This window comes from Limosilactobacillus frumenti DSM 13145, assembly GCF_001436045.1.
GTDB classification, from domain to species: Bacteria; Bacillota; Bacilli; order Lactobacillales; family Lactobacillaceae; genus Limosilactobacillus; species Limosilactobacillus frumenti.
On sequence record NZ_AZER01000013.1, the window covers coordinates 170,600 to 187,078 of the forward strand.

31 protein-coding genes are annotated in these 16,479 nt (G+C 43.2%); all 31 read left to right on the forward strand.

Annotated features, from left to right (window positions below; translation table 11 throughout):
* Positions 1-18: 18 nt before the first annotated feature.
* The 31 genes from rplD to truA all read left to right on the forward strand — a co-directional run bounded on the left by rplD (position 19) and on the right by truA (position 16,448).
* The gene (gene rplD / locus FD27_RS02930; protein ID WP_057749256.1) at positions 19-642 is read left to right on the forward strand and encodes a 50S ribosomal protein L4; all 624 of its coding nucleotides are present in this window, start codon (positions 19-21) and stop codon (positions 640-642) included.
* Positions 642-938: a 50S ribosomal protein L23 gene (rplW, locus tag FD27_RS02935; RefSeq protein ID WP_057749259.1), complete on the forward strand. Its 297-nt coding sequence runs from the start codon at positions 642-644 to the stop codon at positions 936-938. Before rplD ends, rplW begins: the two co-directional genes overlap by 1 nt.
* Before the next feature lie 25 nt (positions 939-963).
* Positions 964-1,809 carry a 50S ribosomal protein L2 gene (rplB, locus tag FD27_RS02940; protein ID WP_057749262.1) on the forward strand — a complete coding sequence of 282 codons (846 nt, stop codon included), beginning with the start codon at positions 964-966 and terminating at the stop codon, positions 1,807-1,809.
* A gap of 40 nt (positions 1,810-1,849) precedes the next feature.
* A complete protein-coding gene (gene rpsS, locus FD27_RS02945; RefSeq protein WP_057749265.1) occupies positions 1,850-2,125 on the forward strand; it encodes a 30S ribosomal protein S19 in 276 nt (91 codons plus the stop codon).
* Positions 2,126-2,142: 17 nt separating this feature from the next.
* Positions 2,143-2,490, forward strand: a complete 348-nt coding sequence (gene rplV, locus FD27_RS02950) for a 50S ribosomal protein L22 (protein ID WP_057749270.1) — start codon at positions 2,143-2,145, stop codon at positions 2,488-2,490.
* Positions 2,491-2,502: 12 nt separating this feature from the next.
* On the forward strand, positions 2,503-3,159 hold the full coding sequence (gene rpsC / locus FD27_RS02955; protein WP_057749273.1) for a 30S ribosomal protein S3: 657 nt from the start codon (positions 2,503-2,505) through the stop codon (positions 3,157-3,159).
* 3 nt (positions 3,160-3,162) lie between these two features.
* Positions 3,163-3,597 carry a 50S ribosomal protein L16 gene (gene rplP, locus FD27_RS02960; protein WP_057749275.1) on the forward strand — a complete coding sequence of 145 codons (435 nt, stop codon included), beginning with the start codon at positions 3,163-3,165 and terminating at the stop codon, positions 3,595-3,597.
* On the forward strand, positions 3,587-3,793 hold the full coding sequence (rpmC, locus tag FD27_RS02965; RefSeq protein ID WP_003664552.1) for a 50S ribosomal protein L29: 207 nt from the start codon (positions 3,587-3,589) through the stop codon (positions 3,791-3,793). The genes rplP and rpmC overlap by 11 nt, the downstream gene beginning before the upstream one ends.
* A gap of 24 nt (positions 3,794-3,817) precedes the next feature.
* Positions 3,818-4,084: a 30S ribosomal protein S17 gene (gene rpsQ / locus FD27_RS02970; protein WP_057749278.1), complete on the forward strand. Its 267-nt coding sequence runs from the start codon at positions 3,818-3,820 to the stop codon at positions 4,082-4,084.
* A 65-nt stretch (positions 4,085-4,149) separates the two neighbouring features.
* Positions 4,150-4,518, forward strand: a complete 369-nt coding sequence (gene rplN / locus FD27_RS02975; protein ID WP_057749281.1) for a 50S ribosomal protein L14 — start codon at positions 4,150-4,152, stop codon at positions 4,516-4,518.
* A gap of 34 nt (positions 4,519-4,552) precedes the next feature.
* Complete coding sequence (gene rplX / locus FD27_RS02980; RefSeq protein WP_057749284.1) at positions 4,553-4,861, forward strand: 50S ribosomal protein L24; 309 nt, start codon at positions 4,553-4,555, stop codon at positions 4,859-4,861.
* Positions 4,862-4,888: 27 nt separating this feature from the next.
* On the forward strand, positions 4,889-5,431 hold the full coding sequence (rplE, locus tag FD27_RS02985; protein WP_057749287.1) for a 50S ribosomal protein L5: 543 nt from the start codon (positions 4,889-4,891) through the stop codon (positions 5,429-5,431).
* A 15-nt stretch (positions 5,432-5,446) separates the two neighbouring features.
* Entirely contained in the window at positions 5,447-5,632 is a 186-nt protein-coding gene (locus FD27_RS02990; protein ID WP_003716665.1) for a type Z 30S ribosomal protein S14, read from the forward strand.
* Positions 5,633-5,663: 31 nt separating this feature from the next.
* A complete protein-coding gene (rpsH, locus tag FD27_RS02995; RefSeq protein WP_057749290.1) occupies positions 5,664-6,062 on the forward strand; it encodes a 30S ribosomal protein S8 in 399 nt (132 codons plus the stop codon).
* Between the two features lie 29 nt (positions 6,063-6,091).
* Complete coding sequence (gene rplF, locus FD27_RS03000) at positions 6,092-6,628, forward strand: 50S ribosomal protein L6 (protein WP_057749293.1); 537 nt, start codon at positions 6,092-6,094, stop codon at positions 6,626-6,628.
* A 65-nt stretch (positions 6,629-6,693) separates the two neighbouring features.
* Positions 6,694-7,050 (forward strand): 50S ribosomal protein L18, encoded by a 357-nt coding sequence (rplR, locus tag FD27_RS03005; protein ID WP_083482680.1) that lies wholly within the window; start codon positions 6,694-6,696, stop codon positions 7,048-7,050.
* 22 nt (positions 7,051-7,072) lie between these two features.
* Positions 7,073-7,582 carry a 30S ribosomal protein S5 gene (gene rpsE, locus FD27_RS03010; RefSeq protein ID WP_057749297.1) on the forward strand — a complete coding sequence of 170 codons (510 nt, stop codon included), beginning with the start codon at positions 7,073-7,075 and terminating at the stop codon, positions 7,580-7,582.
* Positions 7,583-7,597: 15 nt separating this feature from the next.
* Complete coding sequence (gene rpmD / locus FD27_RS03015) at positions 7,598-7,780, forward strand: 50S ribosomal protein L30 (protein WP_057749300.1); 183 nt, start codon at positions 7,598-7,600, stop codon at positions 7,778-7,780.
* A 32-nt stretch (positions 7,781-7,812) separates the two neighbouring features.
* Positions 7,813-8,247 carry a 50S ribosomal protein L15 gene (gene rplO / locus FD27_RS03020; RefSeq protein WP_057749303.1) on the forward strand — a complete coding sequence of 145 codons (435 nt, stop codon included), beginning with the start codon at positions 7,813-7,815 and terminating at the stop codon, positions 8,245-8,247.
* On the forward strand, positions 8,248-9,567 hold the full coding sequence (gene secY, locus FD27_RS03025) for a preprotein translocase subunit SecY (RefSeq protein ID WP_057749306.1): 1,320 nt from the start codon (positions 8,248-8,250) through the stop codon (positions 9,565-9,567). It abuts the gene before it with no gap.
* Positions 9,564-10,220, forward strand: a complete 657-nt coding sequence (locus FD27_RS03030; RefSeq protein ID WP_057749309.1) for an adenylate kinase — start codon at positions 9,564-9,566, stop codon at positions 10,218-10,220. The genes secY and FD27_RS03030 overlap by 4 nt, the downstream gene beginning before the upstream one ends.
* Positions 10,221-10,352: 132 nt before the next feature.
* Complete coding sequence (gene infA, locus FD27_RS03035) at positions 10,353-10,571, forward strand: translation initiation factor IF-1 (protein ID WP_040530804.1); 219 nt, start codon at positions 10,353-10,355, stop codon at positions 10,569-10,571.
* Positions 10,572-10,603: 32 nt separating this feature from the next.
* A complete protein-coding gene (gene rpmJ, locus FD27_RS03040) occupies positions 10,604-10,723 on the forward strand; it encodes a 50S ribosomal protein L36 (protein ID WP_057749312.1) in 120 nt (39 codons plus the stop codon).
* Between the two features lie 30 nt (positions 10,724-10,753).
* Entirely contained in the window at positions 10,754-11,134 is a 381-nt protein-coding gene (rpsM, locus tag FD27_RS03045; protein WP_057749316.1) for a 30S ribosomal protein S13, read from the forward strand.
* A gap of 25 nt (positions 11,135-11,159) precedes the next feature.
* Positions 11,160-11,549 carry a 30S ribosomal protein S11 gene (gene rpsK / locus FD27_RS03050; RefSeq protein WP_003716676.1) on the forward strand — a complete coding sequence of 130 codons (390 nt, stop codon included), beginning with the start codon at positions 11,160-11,162 and terminating at the stop codon, positions 11,547-11,549.
* A gap of 82 nt (positions 11,550-11,631) precedes the next feature.
* Positions 11,632-12,576 carry a DNA-directed RNA polymerase subunit alpha gene (locus FD27_RS03055; RefSeq protein ID WP_057749319.1) on the forward strand — a complete coding sequence of 315 codons (945 nt, stop codon included), beginning with the start codon at positions 11,632-11,634 and terminating at the stop codon, positions 12,574-12,576.
* A gap of 32 nt (positions 12,577-12,608) precedes the next feature.
* Positions 12,609-12,992 carry a 50S ribosomal protein L17 gene (gene rplQ / locus FD27_RS03060; protein WP_057749322.1) on the forward strand — a complete coding sequence of 128 codons (384 nt, stop codon included), beginning with the start codon at positions 12,609-12,611 and terminating at the stop codon, positions 12,990-12,992.
* 204 nt (positions 12,993-13,196) lie between these two features.
* A complete protein-coding gene (locus FD27_RS03065; RefSeq protein ID WP_057749325.1) occupies positions 13,197-14,030 on the forward strand; it encodes an energy-coupling factor transporter ATPase in 834 nt (277 codons plus the stop codon).
* Positions 13,997-14,863, forward strand: coding sequence for an ATP-binding cassette domain-containing protein (locus tag FD27_RS03070; RefSeq protein ID WP_057749328.1), 867 nt, complete (start codon positions 13,997-13,999; stop codon positions 14,861-14,863). Before FD27_RS03065 ends, FD27_RS03070 begins: the two co-directional genes overlap by 34 nt.
* Positions 14,856-15,662 carry an energy-coupling factor transporter transmembrane component T family protein gene (locus FD27_RS03075; RefSeq protein ID WP_057749331.1) on the forward strand — a complete coding sequence of 269 codons (807 nt, stop codon included), beginning with the start codon at positions 14,856-14,858 and terminating at the stop codon, positions 15,660-15,662. Before FD27_RS03070 ends, FD27_RS03075 begins: the two co-directional genes overlap by 8 nt.
* Positions 15,663-15,677: 15 nt before the next feature.
* Positions 15,678-16,448 carry a tRNA pseudouridine(38-40) synthase TruA gene (gene truA / locus FD27_RS03080; RefSeq protein WP_057749334.1) on the forward strand — a complete coding sequence of 257 codons (771 nt, stop codon included), beginning with the start codon at positions 15,678-15,680 and terminating at the stop codon, positions 16,446-16,448.
* The last annotated feature ends 31 nt before the right edge of the window (positions 16,449-16,479 follow it).

Genomic DNA, 16,479 nt, shown 5'->3' on the forward strand with positions numbered 1-16,479 from the left:
GAAAGGAGGAAGTTAATAATGACTAGCGTTAATTTGTACAAGCAAGATGGTAGCCAAAACGGTACTATCGATTTGAACGCTGACATTTTCGGCATTGAACCAAATGAAAATGCTGAATTCGATGCTATTCTTCGTCAACGTGCATCCTTACGTCAAGGTACTCACGCTGTTAAGAATCGCTCAGCTGTTAGCGGTGGTGGTAAGAAGCCATGGCGTCAAAAGGGTACTGGTCGTGCCCGTCAAGGTTCAATCCGTGCACCACAATTCCGTGGCGGTGGTATCGTATTTGGACCCACTCCACGTTCATACAAGTACAGCCTTCCTCGTAAGGTTCGTCAACTTGCTATCAAGTCAGCTCTTTCCCAAAAGGTTCTTGATGACAGCTTAGTTGTTGTGGATTCACTCAACTTTGATGCACCAAAGACTAAGGAATTTGCTGGTGTGATGGACAACCTGAAAGTGACTGAAAAGGCACTGGTTGTTGTTACTGATGATGACAAGAACGCAGCATTGTCTGCTCGTAACCTGGCCAACGCTACTGTTGTTACTCCAGCTGGAGTTAACATCTTAAACGTTGTTGACAGCCAAAAGATTGTCATCACTAAGTCAGCTCTTTCTCAAGTAGAGGAGGTGCTCGCATAATGGAAGCACGTCAAGTTATTTTACGCCCAGTTGTTACCGAAGCTTCAATGGCTGGCATGGACAACAAGCGTTACACATTCGATGTTGATTTACGAGCAACTAAGACTCAAGTTAAGAACGCAGTTGAAGAAGTCTTCGGCGTTAAGGTTGTTAAGGTTAACATCATGAACTTAAAGGGTAAGAAGAAGCGTCAAGGCCGTTACGTTGGTTACACTAAGCGTCGTCGTAAGGCTATTGTTACTCTTTCTGCCGATTCAGACGAAATTAAGCTGTTCAACGATGACAGCAACAACTAATCATTAAAAAAAGGAGGAAAACAAAGTGGGAATTCGTAAGTACAAACCTACCACTAACGGTCGCCGTAACATGAACGGTTATGACTTTGATGTGATTACTAAGTCAACCCCAGAAAAGTCATTGTTGGCTCCATTAAAGCACACCGCTGGTCGTAACAGTTACGGCCACATCACTGTTCGTCACCGTGGTGGCGGTGTTAAACGTCAATACCGTCTTATCGACTTCAAGCGGATCAAGGATGATGTTCCAGCAACTGTTAAGGCTATTGAATACGATCCAAACCGGACTGCAAACATTGCTTTACTTGGTTACGCCGATGGTACTAAGTCATACATCTTAGCACCTAAGGGCTTGAAGGTTGGCATGACTGTTCAATCTGGTCCAGATGCAGATATCAAGGTTGGTAACGCTCTTCCATTGAAGAACATTCCAGTTGGTACTGTTATCCACAACATTGAATTAAAGCCAGGTAAGGGTGGCCAATTAGCTCGTTCAGCTGGTGCTTCTGCTCAATTACTTGGTAAGGAAGAAAAGTACGTCTTAGTTCGTCTTTCATCTGGTGAAGTTCGGATGGTTCTTGCAACTTGCCGTGCAACTATCGGTACTGTTGGTAACGACGAACACGCCCTGATCATTAAGGGTAAGGCTGGTCGGACCCGTTATGCAGGTCAACGTCCACACGTTCGTGGTTCTGTAATGAACCCTAACGATCACCCACATGGTGGTGGTGAAGGTAAGCAACCTGTTGGTTTACCATCTCCTCTGTCTCCATGGGGTAAGAAGACTGCTGGTAAGAAGACCCGTTCACACAAGGCTCGTTCAAACAAGTTCATTGTTCGTGGCCGGAAGCGTGGTCCACATACTCGTTAATATTAAATATCGTCTAAATACCCGAGAGGAGGTACACTAAATGGGTCGTAGTTTGAAGAAGGGACCTTTCGCTGACGCTTCTCTGCTTAAGAAGGTTAAGGAACAAGAAGGTTCTGAAAAGAAGACTGTCATCAAGACATGGTCACGTCGTTCAACAATTTTCCCAAGCTTTATTGGTTACACATTTGCCGTTTACGATGGTCGGAAGCATGTACCAGTTTACGTACAAGAAGATATGGTAGGTCACAAGCTTGGTGAATTTGTTCCAACTCGGACTTTCCATGGTCACGCAACAGATGACAAGAAGACAAAGTAAGGAGGGTGAATTAAGACATGGCTGAAAACATTACATCCGCTAAGGCAACTGCCAAGATGGTCCGTGTTTCTGCACGGAAAGTTCGTCTTGTTTTAGACGCCATCCGTGGTAAGAGCGTTGCCGAAGCATTTGCTATTCTGAAGTTCACTCCTCGTGGTGCCGCTTCAGATGTTGAAAAAGTATTAAAATCTGCTGTTGCAAACGCTGAAAACAACTTTGACTTAGATCGTGCTTCATTATTTGTTAGCGAAGCATTTGCCAACGAAGGACCAACCCTTAAGCGGTTCCGTCCACGTGCTAAGGGTTCTGCTTCACCAATTAACAAGCGGACTAGTCACATCACAGTGGTTGTTACAGAACGATAGGAGGAATGAATAGTGGGTCAAAAGATCAATCCTAATGGTTTTCGTGTTGGGGTCATTCGCGACTGGACTGCTAAGTGGTACGCTGACAAAGAATTTGCCAACTACTTGAACGAAGACCTTCGGATCCGTAAGTACATTGAAAAGCGACTTGCTGATGCCTCAGTATCAACCGTTGAAATTGAACGTGCTGCTAACCGCGTAAACGTTTCAATTCATACTGCCAAGCCTGGTATGGTTATTGGTAAGGGTGGTTCAGAAGTTGAAGCACTTCGTAAGGAATTAAATAAGTTAACTGGCAAGCGTGTCCACATCAACATTGTGGAAATTAAGAAGCCAGACTTAGATGCACACCTTGTTGGTGAAAGCATTGCTCGTCAATTGGAAGCTCGTATTGCCTTCCGTCGTGCAATGCGTGGTGCTATGCAACGTGCAATGCGTGCCGGTGCAAAGGGTATTAAGACCCAAGTTGCTGGTCGTTTGAACGGTGCAGATATGTCTCGTGTTGAATCATACTCAGATGGTACTGTTCCATTGCATACTTTACGTGCTGATATTGATTACTCATGGGATGAAGCACACACCACTTACGGTGTTCTTGGTGTTAAGACCTGGATCTACCGTGGTGAAGTTTTACCAACCAAGAAGAACGATGAACAAGGAGGGAAGTAAAACATGCTAGTACCTAAGCGAGTTAAGCACCGTAAGGTTCAACGTGGCCACATGCGTGGTGAAGCTAAGGGTGGCAAGACTGTTACCTTTGGTGACTATGGTTTACAAGCGTTGGATTCCCATTGGATTAGTAACCGTCAAATTGAAGCTGCTCGTGTTGCTATTACCCGTTACATGAAGCGTGGTGGTAAGGTCTGGATCAAGATCTTCCCTCAACTCTCCTACACTAGCAAAGGTGTTGGTGTCCGGATGGGTAATGGTAAGGGTGCTCCTGAAGGATGGGTTGCACCAGTTAAGCGTGGCAAGGTAATGTTTGAAGTAGGGGGCGTCTCTGAAGAAGTTGCCCACGAAGCTTTACGTCTTGCCGGTCACAAGTTGCCAGTTCGCACTAAGATCATCAAACGTGAGGAAGTAGGTGGACAATCTAATGAAAAGTAAAGATTACGTACAAGAACTGAATGGATTAACCACTGATAAGCTACTTGACCGTGAAAAGGAACTGAAGGAGCAATTATTTAACTTACGTTTCCAATTAGCTACTGGCCAATTGGAAAACACTGCAAGTCTTAAGCAAGTACGCAAAGACATTGCCCGGGTTAAGACAGTTCTTCGTCAACAAGAATTAAACAAATAAGAATACGAAAAGGAGGATTAGCGCATGAGTGAAGAACGTAATGCACGTAAGGTTTATCAAGGCCGCGTTGTTTCCGATAAAATGGATAAGACCATTACTGTTGTTATTGACACTTACAAGAGTGCTCCAATCTACGGTAAGCGTGTTAAGTACTCAAAGAAGTACTATGTTCATGACGAAAACAACGAAGCTAAGATGGGCGACACTGTAGAAATTATGGAAACTCGTCCATTGTCGGCAAAGAAGCGTTTCCGTCTTGTTAAAATTGTCGAAAAGGCTGCTACCCTTTAATTAGCAGAAATACTCTAAAATTCGTATTCTAATTCTTAATTGTAGATGGAAGGAGGACATTAACCGTGATTCAACAAGAAAGTCGGTTGAAGGTCGCTGATAACTCCGGTGCCCGCGAAATCTTGGTAATTAAGATTTTGGGTGGTTCCCGTGTCAAGACTGGTAACATTGGTGACATCATTGTTGCTACTGTAAAACAGGCAACACCAGGTGGCGTTGTCAAAAAGGGTGATGTTGTTAAGGCCGTAGTTGTACGGACTAAGCAAGGATTACACCGTAAGGATGGTTCATACATCAAGTTTGATGAAAACGCAGCTGTGCTGATCAACAACGATAAGAGCCCTAAGGGTACCCGTATTTTTGGCCCAATCGCTCGTGAACTTCGTGGAGACGACTTCATGAAGATCATCTCATTAGCACCAGAAGTTCTGTAAGATTTAACCAAAAATAAGGAGGTGCACAATCAACATGTTCATTAAAACAGGTGACAAAGTTCGCGTTATCGCCGGTAAGGATAAGGGCAAGGAAGGTACTGTTAAGAAGACCATTGCTTCAGCTAACCGTGTAATTGTTGAAGGTATCAACATGGTCAAGAAGCACCAAAAGCCAAGTAACTCAAACCCTAACGGTGGTGTTATTGATACCGAAGCCGCTATTGATGCTTCAAACGTAATGCTGATTGATCCTTCTACTAACGAACCAACACGTGTTGGATTTAAGTTCGTTGATGGTAAGAAGGTTCGTGTTGCCAAGAAGTCAGGCAAGACTATCGATTAATAATTCAGGAAAGGAGGAATAATTTCAATGGAAAATCGTTTAAAAGCTAAGTACGAAAGTGAAATTCGTCCAGCATTAATTGATAAGTTCAACTACTCATCAGTTATGCAAGCACCTAAGATTGACAAGATCGTTTTGAACATGGGTGTTGGTGATGCAACTAGCAACTCAAAGAACCTTGATGAAGCCGTTGAAGAACTCGGTTTGATTTCTGGTCAAAAGCCATTGATCACTAAGGCCAAGAAGTCAATCGCCGGCTTCCGTCTTCGTGAAGGAATGTCAATTGGTGCTAAGGTTACCTTACGTGGTGAACGTATGTATGACTTCTTAGACAAGTTGATCAACGTTTCTCTTCCACGTGTTCGTGACTTCCATGGTGTAAGCAACAAGTCATTTGATGGCCGTGGTAACTACACTCTTGGTGTTCGTGAACAATTAATCTTCCCAGAAATTGATTATGATAAGGTTAACCGTGTTCGTGGTTTGGACATTGTTATCGTAACTACTGCTCAAACTGATGAAGAATCACACGAATTACTGGCTCAACTTGGTATGCCGTTTGCTAAATAAAGGAGGTTCCACAAATTGGCTAAAAAATCAATGATTGCTAAGTGCAACCGTCCAGCTAAGTTCTCAAGTCGTGAATACACGCGTTGTGCACGTTGTGGACGTCCGCACTCAGTTTACCGTAAGTTCCACTTATGCCGGCTTTGCTTGCGTGAACTTGCCCACAAGGGTCAAATTCCTGGCTTAAAGAAGGCTAGCTGGTAAACAAATCACCGACAAAAGGAGGAAAACATCGATGTCTATGAGTGATCCAATCGCAGATTTCTTAACTCGTATTCGTAACGCCAACATGGCTCACCACGAATCAGTTGAAGCACCTGCATCAAAGATGAAGAAGGACATCGCTGAAATCTTAAAGAACGAAGGTTTCATTCGCGATGTTGAATACGTTGACGATAACAAGCAAGGCATCATTCGTGTCTTCTTGAAGTATGGTAAGGATGGCCAACGGGTTATTTCCGGATTAAAGCGGATTTCAAAGCCTGGTCTTCGTACTTACGTCAAGGCAGACGCTGTGCCTAAAGTTCTCAACGGATTAGGGATTGCCATTATCTCAACATCTGAAGGTGTTGTGACTGACAAGGTTGCTCGCGCCAAGAACATTGGTGGCGAAGTTATCGCCTACATCTGGTAATAAATTAAAACAAGTTAGGAGGTGCAAGCATGAGTCGTATTGGTTACAAGGAAATTGATTTGCCAAAGGGCGTTGAAGTTTCACAAAATGGTAACGTTGTTACTGTTAAGGGCCCTAAGGGTACTTTGAGTCGTGAAATTTCACCATTGATTAAGATGACTGTCGCTGATAACGTTGTTAAGTTTGACCGTGATTCAGATGACAACCAAACTAAGATGATCCATGGTACTACCCGGGCAAACGTTAACAACATGGTTCAAGGTGTTGTTAATGGATTCAGCAAGACTTTGAAGCTCGTCGGTGTTGGTTACCGTGCTCAACTCAAGGGTAACAAGTTAGTATTAACTGTTGGTTACTCACAACCAGTTGAAATGGACAAGCCTGACGATGTTGATATTAAGGTTCCAGATAATACTACTATTGAATTAAGCTCAATCAGCAAGCAACACCTTGGTGACTTTGCTGCTTTGGTACGTAGTGTTCGTGAACCAGAACCTTACAAGGGTAAGGGTATTCGTTACGAAAACGAACACATCATCCGTAAGGAAGGTAAGACTGGTAAGTAATCTTCGATTGCTATATCGGTTCATTAAACAAATTACATTAATATTTATAACAAGAGGTGACTATTGTGATTTCTAAACCAGATAAGAACAAGATCCGTCAACGCCGTCACATGCGCGTTCGCGGTAAGATTTCTGGTACTGCGGAGCGCCCACGCTTAAGTGTTTACCGTTCAAACAAAAACATTTACGCTCAATTAATTGATGACGTAAAGGGTGTGACGCTCGCAAGTGCCTCCACAATTGACAGTGAAGTTAGTGGAAAGAGCAAGACTGAACAAGCTAGTGGTGTTGGTGCTTTAATTGCTAAGCGCGCAAACGAAAAGAACATCACTAATGTAGTCTTTGATCGTGGTGGGTACCTTTACCATGGTCGTGTTCAAGCATTAGCTGAAGCTGCTCGTGAAAACGGACTTAAATTCTAATAAGAAGGAGGAATAACCTGCAATGGCATCATCAGAATTCATTGATCCAGCAAAGTTGGACTTAGACGATCAAGTTGTTGCTATCAACCGGATCACTAAGGTTGTCAAGGGTGGTCGTCGGATGCGTTTTGCTGCCTTAGTTATCGTTGGTGATCGTAAGGGTCACGTTGGCTTTGGTACTGGTAAAGCGCAAGAAGTTCCTGAAGCTATTCGGAAAGCACAAGCTGCTGCTGAAAAGAACTTAATCACTGTTCCAATCGTTGGTACTACTATTCCACATGAAGTTATTGGTACTTACGGCGGTGGTAAGATCTTACTCAAGCCAGCTGTTGAAGGTTCTGGGGTAACTGCCGGTGGTGCGGTTCGTAACGTTATGGACCTTGCCGGAATTGCCGATGTTACTTCTAAGCGTCTTGGTTCCAACACTCCTGTCAATGTTGTTCGTGCAACATTCGAAGGTTTGAAGAAATTGAAGAGTGCTGAAGAAGTTTCCAAGTTACGTGGCGTTTCAGTCGACCACTTAGCAGAATAAGGAGGGCACTAAAAAATGGCTCAAGTTAAAGTTACTTTAATCCACAGTGTTGCCCACCGTCAGCCAACTCAACGCCGGACTGTTAAGGCTTTGGGCTTAGGTAAGATCAATAGCTCTGTTGTCCTTCCCGACAACGCTGCAACACGTGGTCAAATCTTTAAAATTGCACACTTAGTTTCTGTTGAAGAAGTTAAGTAATTACAACTAAATAATAAGGAGGTGCCTACTAAATGAAGTTAAACGAATTAAAGCCAGCTGCTGGTTCTCGTTCAAAGCGTCTTCGTAAGGGTCGTGGCCTTTCATCTGGTCATGGTTTTACTTCCGGACGTGGTACTAAGGGTCAAAAGGCTCATGGTAAGACTCGTCTTGGATTTGAAGGGGGCCAAATGCCACTTTACCGGCAAATTCCAAAGCGTGGTTTCACCAACATTAACCGTAAGGAATACGCTATTGTTAACTTGTCTACTTTAGATCAATTCGATGACGGTACTGAAGTTACACCACAACTTTTGATGGAAAACGGTATTGTTAAGAACTTGAAGAGTGGTATCAAGGTTCTTGGTAACGGTAAGTTAACTAAGAAGTTAACTGTCAAGGCTAACAAGTTTTCTGCTTCAGCAGTTTCTGCTATTGAAGCTGCCGGCGGTAAAACTGAGGTGATGTAATTGATCACAGCCGTTAAGAATGCATTTAAGGTTAAAGATATTCGAAAGAAAATCTTCTTTACCTTATTTGTATTGATTGTTTACCGGATTGGGGCGGCAATTACAGTTCCAGGCGTTAATGCTGCTGCACTGCAGGAAATTTCATCGACTGGATTGGCTTCAATCCTAAATACTTTCAGTGGTGGTGGATTGGAAAACTACTCATTGTTTGCAATGGGTGTGTCTCCATATATCACTGCACAAATTGTTGTCCAACTTCTGCAGATGGATATTGTCCCAAGATTTGTTGAGTGGAGTAAGCAGGGTGAAGTTGGTCGACGGAAATTAAACCAAGCTACACGATGGTTGACCATTGTTCTTGGCTTTATTCAGTCGATCGGGATTACTGCTGGTTTTAACGCCTTAAGCTCTGTTAAACTGGTTAACCATCCAACGCCAACGACGTATCTGACGATCGGTTTAATTCTAACGGCTGGTACCATGTTTGCTACTTGGATGGGGGACATGATTACTGAACGTGGTCTTGGTAATGGTGTTTCAATGCTGATTTTTGCAGGTATCATTGCTCAGATGCCTTCAGGAATTCGCCAACTATGGCAGGATCAAATTTCCGGTGAATCCGGTTCAGCACTTTGGATGGGAATCGGCTTTATCGCTTTAGTTGTCTTAGCATTGTTGATCATCGTGGCTTTCGTAACCTGGGTTCAACAAGCTGAACGCCGGTTACCAATTCAGTACACTCGACGGACAACGACTTCTCCAGCAAGTAGTTATCTGCCATTAAAGATTAATGTTTCCGGTGTTATTCCAGTTATTTTTGCTGGTTCGTTTATTTCAACACCACAAACTATTTTGATGGCCTTCCAACAAAATCATGGTGGAGATACCTGGTATCAAGTTATGACGACTGTCTTTAATATGCAGTCTGGTCCAGGAATTGCATTGTACACATTCTTAATTGTTGTCTTTACCTTCTTCTACGCATTCGTTCAAGTTAACCCAGAAAAGTTAGCAGAGAATCTTCAAAAGCAGGGTTCATACATTTCCAGAGTTCGTCCTGGTAATTCAACTCAACAGTTTGTCTCTGGTTTATTAATGAGATTAAGTACTGTTGGTTCACTTTTCTTAGGTTTGATTTCATTGATTCCATTGATTGCAAGTAACGTTTGGAACTTGAGTCAATCAATTGGACTTGGTGGGACGAGTTTACTGATCATTGTCCAGATTGCGTTAGATGTCGTTCGACAGATGAACGGTTTAACAATGAAGCGAGAATACATTGGATTTATTCGTGAACCAAAAGGAGGAAACGGTAAATGAGTATGAATCTTGTTTTAATGGGTTTGCCTGGTGCTGGTAAGGGTACCCAAGCTCAAAAGATTGTTGAGGATTTTGATATTCCTCACATCTCAACGGGAGATATTTTCCGTGCAGCAATTAAGAATCAAACGCCTATGGGTATTGAAGCTAAGAAGTACATCGACAAGGGTAACCTAGTTCCTGACGAAGTTACTAATGGGATCGTTAAAGAACGGTTATCCAAGGATGATACTGCTAATGGCTTCATGCTTGATGGCTTTCCTCGCAACCTTAACCAAGCAGAAGCTTTGGATAAGATGTTAGCTGAAAGTAATCGACAACTAGATGCAGTTATCAATATTCATGTCGAACCTGATGTATTGGTAGAACGGTTGAGTGGTCGATTCATTTGTCGGAATTGTGGAGCTACTTACCACAAGATTTACAACCCAACTAAGGTTGAAGGCACTTGTGATGTTTGTGGTCATCATGATTTCTACCAACGTGATGATGATAAGCCTGCAACCGTTAAGAACCGGTTGGATGTCAACATCAAGTTGAATACACCACTGGTAGACTACTACCAAAAGCAAGGTGTTTTGCACACTATCGATGGCGCACAAGACATTGATAAGGTTTATGAAGATGTTAAAAAGGTGCTGAACAACCTTTAAGTTGATATTAACCTTGCGAAGTTTAATGGCATATGCTAAACTTTGTTAGGTTTATATTGCTTACAGTGGAAGGTGCTAGTCATTTTCCACCGTTTTTACGTCAATTCTTGGTGAATCAAGGAGGAACCAATAGTGGCAAAAGCCGATGTGATTGAAGTTGAAGGTAAGATTACTGAAACCTTACCTAATGCTATGTTTAAAGTTGAACTGGAAAATGGTGCTGAAATCTTGGCACACGTTTCTGGTAAGATTCGGATGCACTACATTAAGATCTTACCTGGTGATCGTGTTAAGGTTGAAATGTCACCATACGATCTGACTAAGGGTCGGATTACTTTCCGGTTCAAGTAAAACGAACGTGACTCTCTAGGAGGATTAATAACATGAAAGTAAGACCATCAGTTAAAAAGATGTGTGAGCACTGCAAGATTGTTAAGCGTCATGGACGTGTTATGGTCATTTGCTCTGCTAACCCTAAGCATAAACAACGCCAGGGTAAGTAATTTATAATATAACGAATGGAGGTGCAATAAATGGCTCGTATCGCAGGTGTCGATTTACCTCGTGACAAGCGAATCGTAATCGGCTTAACTTACATTTTCGGAATTGGTAACACTCGTGCTCAAAAGATTTTAGCAGCCGCTGGTGTTTCAGAAGATATTCGTGTTCGTGATTTGACTCCTGAACAAGAAGAAAAGATCCGTACACAAGTTGATCAATACCAAGTTGAAGGTGACTTACGTCGTGAAGTTTCCATGAACATCAAGCGTCTTCAAGAAATTGGTTCATACCGTGGCATGCGTCACCGTCGTGGATTACCAGTTCGTGGTCAACACACTAAGAACAATGCTCGTACTCGTAAGGGTAAGGCTGTTGCTATTGCTGGTAAGAAGACCAGTAATTCACCAAAATAATTTAGAGAAGGAGGTTAGTTAGTTTATGGCAACCAAAAAAGGTACGCGTAAGCGTCGTGCAAAAAAGAATGTTGAAACTGGTGTAGCTCACATTCACTCAACATTTAACAACACTTTGATCATGATTACCGATGTTCAAGGTAACGCTGTTGCTTGGTCATCAGCTGGTGTACTTGGCTTCAAGGGTTCACGTAAGTCTACTCCATTTGCTGCTCAAATGGCTTCAGAAGCTGCTGCAAAGCAAGCTATGGAACACGGTATGAAGACTGTTGAAGTTGAAGTTAAGGGTCCAGGTTCTGGTCGTGAATCAGCAATTCGTGCATTGCAAGCAACTGGTCTTGAAGTTACTGCAATTCGTGATGTAACTCCTGTTCCTCACAACGGTTCTCGTCCTCCAAAGCGTCGTCGTGTTTAATTGACATTGCTGGAGACAAGAATCCATCAATGGTCTTTTCGTCTAAAATACGAACCACGTTTGAAAGGGGCACAGAGATAGAATGATTGAATTTGAAAAGCCAAACATTCATAAAGTTGAAGAAACAGATAACTACGGTAAGTTCGTTGTCGAACCGCTGGAACGTGGTTATGGAACTACTTTAGGTAATTCACTGCGTCGGGTATTATTAGCATCATTACCAGGTGCTGCGATCACCAGTATTCAGATCGATGGTGTTTTACATGAATTCAGCACCGTCAAAGGTGTTACTGAAGATGTAACTCAGATTATCTTAAACCTCAAGAAGGTTTCTCTGAAGATTGATTCTGAAGAACCAAAGGATCTGGAAATTGATGTCAAAGGTCCCGCTGAAGTAACTGCTAGTGATATTCAAGGCGATGGGGAAGTTATGGTACTCAACCCAGATCTTTACATTGCTACTGTTGCTGATGGTGCAGAATTGCACATTAAGATGACTGCCGATAAGGGTCGTGGTTATTTATCAGCTAATGATAACAAGGCCCGTATGGACGATCTGGCAATTGGTGTATTGCCAATTGACTCAATCTATACCCCGATTGAACGTGTCAACTACACTGTCGAAAACGCTCGGGTTGGTCAACGGAACGACTACGATAAGTTGACCTTAGATGTGTGGACCGATGGTTCATTGACACCTACTGAAGCGGTTAGTTTAGGTGCGAAGATTTTGACCGAACACTTGAAGATGTTTGTTGACCTTACTGAGGAAGCACAAAATGCTCAAGTGATGGTTGAAAAGGAAGAAACGCATAAGGAAAAGATGCTTGAAATGACGATTGAGGAACTTGACCTCTCTGTTCGTTCATACAACTGCCTTAAGCGTGCTGGTATTAACACCGTTAAGGAATTAACTGACCGTACTGAAGCCGACATGATGAAGGTTCGGAATTTAGGACAAAAGTCACTTGAAGAAATTAAGTTGAAGTTAAACGATCTCGGCGTTTCATTCCGTCAAGATGATTAATATTAACCCAAGAAAAAGGAGGGAACCAGTTCATGAGTTACCGTAAATTAGGACGTACAAGTTCACAACGTAAAGCTTTATTGCGTGATTTAACTACTGATTTGATTGTTAACGGTCGTATTACTACTACCGAAGCTCGTGCCAAGGAAGTTCGTAAGACTGCTGACAAGATGATTACTCTCGCTAAGCGTGGCGATTTAGCATCTCGTCGTAAGGCTGCATCATTCGTACGTAACGTTGTTGCCGATGTTAAAGAAGATGGCGATGACATTCGTATCCAATCAGCATTACAAAACTTGTTTGAAGAATTGGCACCTAAGTTTGCCGATCGCAAGGGTGGTTACACTCGTATTCTGAAGACCATGCCTCGTCGTGGTGACGGCGCACCTATGGTTATTTTGGAATTCGTTGACTAATCCAATCAACCGGGTTAACTAAATACGTAATAAAGAATCACTATCATTAGTGGTATAGAACGTTACGATGGTGGGATTTATCCCTAGTCTAGTTCGAATGCGATTTAATCGCGCACCCTAGTGGTAAGTGATTTTTTATTTTAAATTTTTTTGGAACGTCTGGTACAATAAAAAGGACTTTATTAATGATTGGTGGTGATGTTGGTGAATGTGATCGAAGCTCATGATGTCAGTTTTACATATCCAGGTGCGAATGGAACGGCTTTACGAAATCTGGACTTAATAGTTAAGGCCGGTGAATTGTTAGCAGTTATCGGCCAAAATGGTAGCGGTAAGAGCACACTGGTTCAGTTATTATCTGGTTTACAATTGCCAAGCACCGGGTTGATTAACATCGGTAATACGGAGGTCAATGATCGAAATCTGGCAAGCATTCATCAACAGGTTGGTATTGTCTTCCAAAATCCGGGTAGTCAGTTTGTGGGCTCAACTGTTGCCGAGGATGTTGCTTTTGGACTCGAGAATCGGCAGGTCCCTAGTGATGAAATGCCAGCCATCATTAAACGCTGCTTGCAAGTTGTTGACATGTGGGAATATCGTCATACGTCACCAGCCACTCTATCTGGTGGACAACAGCAACGAGTGGCTATTGCGAGTGTACTAGCGTTACAGCCGAAAATACTTATTCTGGATGAAGCTACTAGTATGTTGGATCCTTTAGCTCGTCAGCAAATTATGAACTTGCTAGTTAATTTGCGACAGCAAGGCCTTACCATCATTATGGTTACCCACCACCTGTCAGAAGCCGAACAAGCTGATCGTGCTTTAGCGTTAAATAATGGAGAAGTCCTTGCTGAAGGTCCAGTTCATGCTGTGTTGTCGCAGCAGAAATTAGTTCAGCAACTAGAACTGCATTTGGCACCAGGGGAGCACCTGCTCAACCAATTACAACAACTTGGTATTAGTACACCAGATCGTTACTTAACCACTGAGGAGGCAGTACAATGGCTCAAACAGCGATTGAATTTAACTCAGTAGGCTATACATATCATTCCGGAACATCCTTGGCAAGCAGCGGAATTAGGGATGTTACTTTTACTATCCCAAGTGGTTCGTTTACTGCTATCATCGGTCAAACAGGTAGTGGTAAGTCGACCTTGGTTAACCTGATTGCGGGATTGTCTAAGCCCACAACTGGGGAAGTGACAGTCCTTGGGCAAAGCTTGACGAAACAATCGAACAAGGCTCAACAGGCTGGTATTCAACAATCAGTAGGTTATGTCTTCCAGTTTCCTGAACATCAACTTTTTGCGAATACGGTTTGGGACGATGTGGCATTTGGCCCACGTAATCTAGGGTGGTCGACTGCAAAAATTAATCAGCAAGTCCAAACTGCCCTTGAGCAGGTAAACTTTCCAACGAATCGTTATCAGCAATCCCCACTAGAACTTTCTGGTGGTCAGCAACGTTTGGCAGCAATTGCTGGGGTTCTAGTAATGCAGCCCCAAATATTAATTTTAGATGAACCCACAGCGGGATTAGATTCTGGAGCTAGTCAACGCCTATTATTGCTTTTAAATCAGCTACACCAAGCGGGTGTGACGATTATTATGATTACGCACCATCTTGAATATGTCGCGGAGCACGCTGATCGGGTAATGCTGATGGGTGATGGTCAGCTCCAATTTGCTGGTCATCCTCAGGAATTATTTCGGAATGCCGAGCTGATGAAACATAATCATGTTTTGCCACCAGCAGCGGTTCAGCTTGGTCAGCAACTTTTACCACCGGGTACTAATTTGCCACTATCATTAAATGAACTAGCAAAAAAGCTTGCAACCCAATTGAAAGCGGGTGAACAGGATGAATAGTCAATTAGTCTTTGGAGCGTATATTCCGCTTGCTTCACCGCTTCACCGCTTAGATGCCCGCGCTAAATTGTTAATGTGCGTGTGGTACGTGATTGCTGTTTTCTTTGCCTATACTTGGTGGACGACAGGGTGGTTGTTTTTGGCTTTGCTGGCGGCCATCTATCTTAGTCGCATTCCTGTCAAAATGTATTGGCGAGGTATTCGCCCCTTTGTTTGGGTGATCATCATTACCGCGGCGTTTCAGGTCCTGTTTTCTAGTGGTGGTCAAACCTACTGGCATTGGGGATGGATGTCGATTACTAGCGATGGACTGGTAAATTCGCTCATTTTGATTTACCGTTTCATTGTGATCATCACGGCGTCGACTGTTTTAACAGCTACTACGCCGACATTACAGCTTGCACAAGCATTCTCAAGCTTACTGACACCACTTAAGTATATTCATATTCCGGTGGATAAAATGGCGTTAATGCTGTCGATTGCTCTGCGCTTTGTGCCGACCATTATGACGGAAATGCACCAGATTATTGATGCTCAGAAAATGCGTGGCATGCACTTCAATCAAGGTGGCTTGCTGGCCCGGTTGCACCATGTTCTACCGATTTTTATTCCACTATTTGTCGATTCATTCCAGCACTCGGAAGAATTAGCAGTGGCCATGGAGGCAAGGGGATATGTGGCTGGTGCCCCGCGGACTCAGTTTCGTCAATTGCGGTGGAAAGGTCACGACACAATTGCAATGGTTCTAATGGTTGCCTTGACGGTTGGCCTGGTGCTATTACGAACATATTTGAGTTAATTAAGGAGGACGGGGATGTACCGTTACAAAATTACATTTGCATATGACGGGGCTAACTTTTCTGGCTTCCAGATTCAGCCCCATAAGCGGACCGTTGAACAAACACTCAAGAATGCGGTCAATAAGATCGCTAAACATCCTGATCCACCTATTCCGGTGATTGGGTCAGGACGGACTGATGCTGGGGTACATGCGTTAAATCAAGTGGCTCATTTTGATTTACCATACCACTTGAGCAATGAATCGATGCGCAAGGCGTTAAACAGTTTGCTTCCCCTGGATATCTTGGTCAAAAAAGCCGAGTTGGTTTCAAATGATTTTCATGCACGGTACAGTGCCCACCGCAAAACTTACCGTTATCGTGTTGACCAGGGAGAGTTTGTCAATCCTTTCAAGCGCAACTATACGGCCCACTTCAAGTACCCAGTTGACGTGGATAAGATGCGGGAAGCAGCGCGTGACTTTATTGGCGAACATGATTTTACAAGCTTTGTTGCGTCAGGTAGCCAAGCCAAGAGTAATATTCGAACAATTTATGATGTTCAAATTCACCGTGATCCGGCGCAAAATGAAGTGGTTTTTGAGTTCACTGGGAATGGCTTTCTGTATAATCAAATTCGGATTATGGTTGCCTTCTTATTGGAAGTAGGTAGTGGGCAACGACCTGTATCAGACGTGAAACGAGTTCTGGCCGCTAAGGACCGCACCCAAGCCAGAATGACTGCCCCGGCAAGTGGATTGTATTTAGTTTCAGTTGATTATGGGAAAGATGCCGAAAGGAATTGACGTTATCGGTTGAAGAAGGTATACTAGTGCT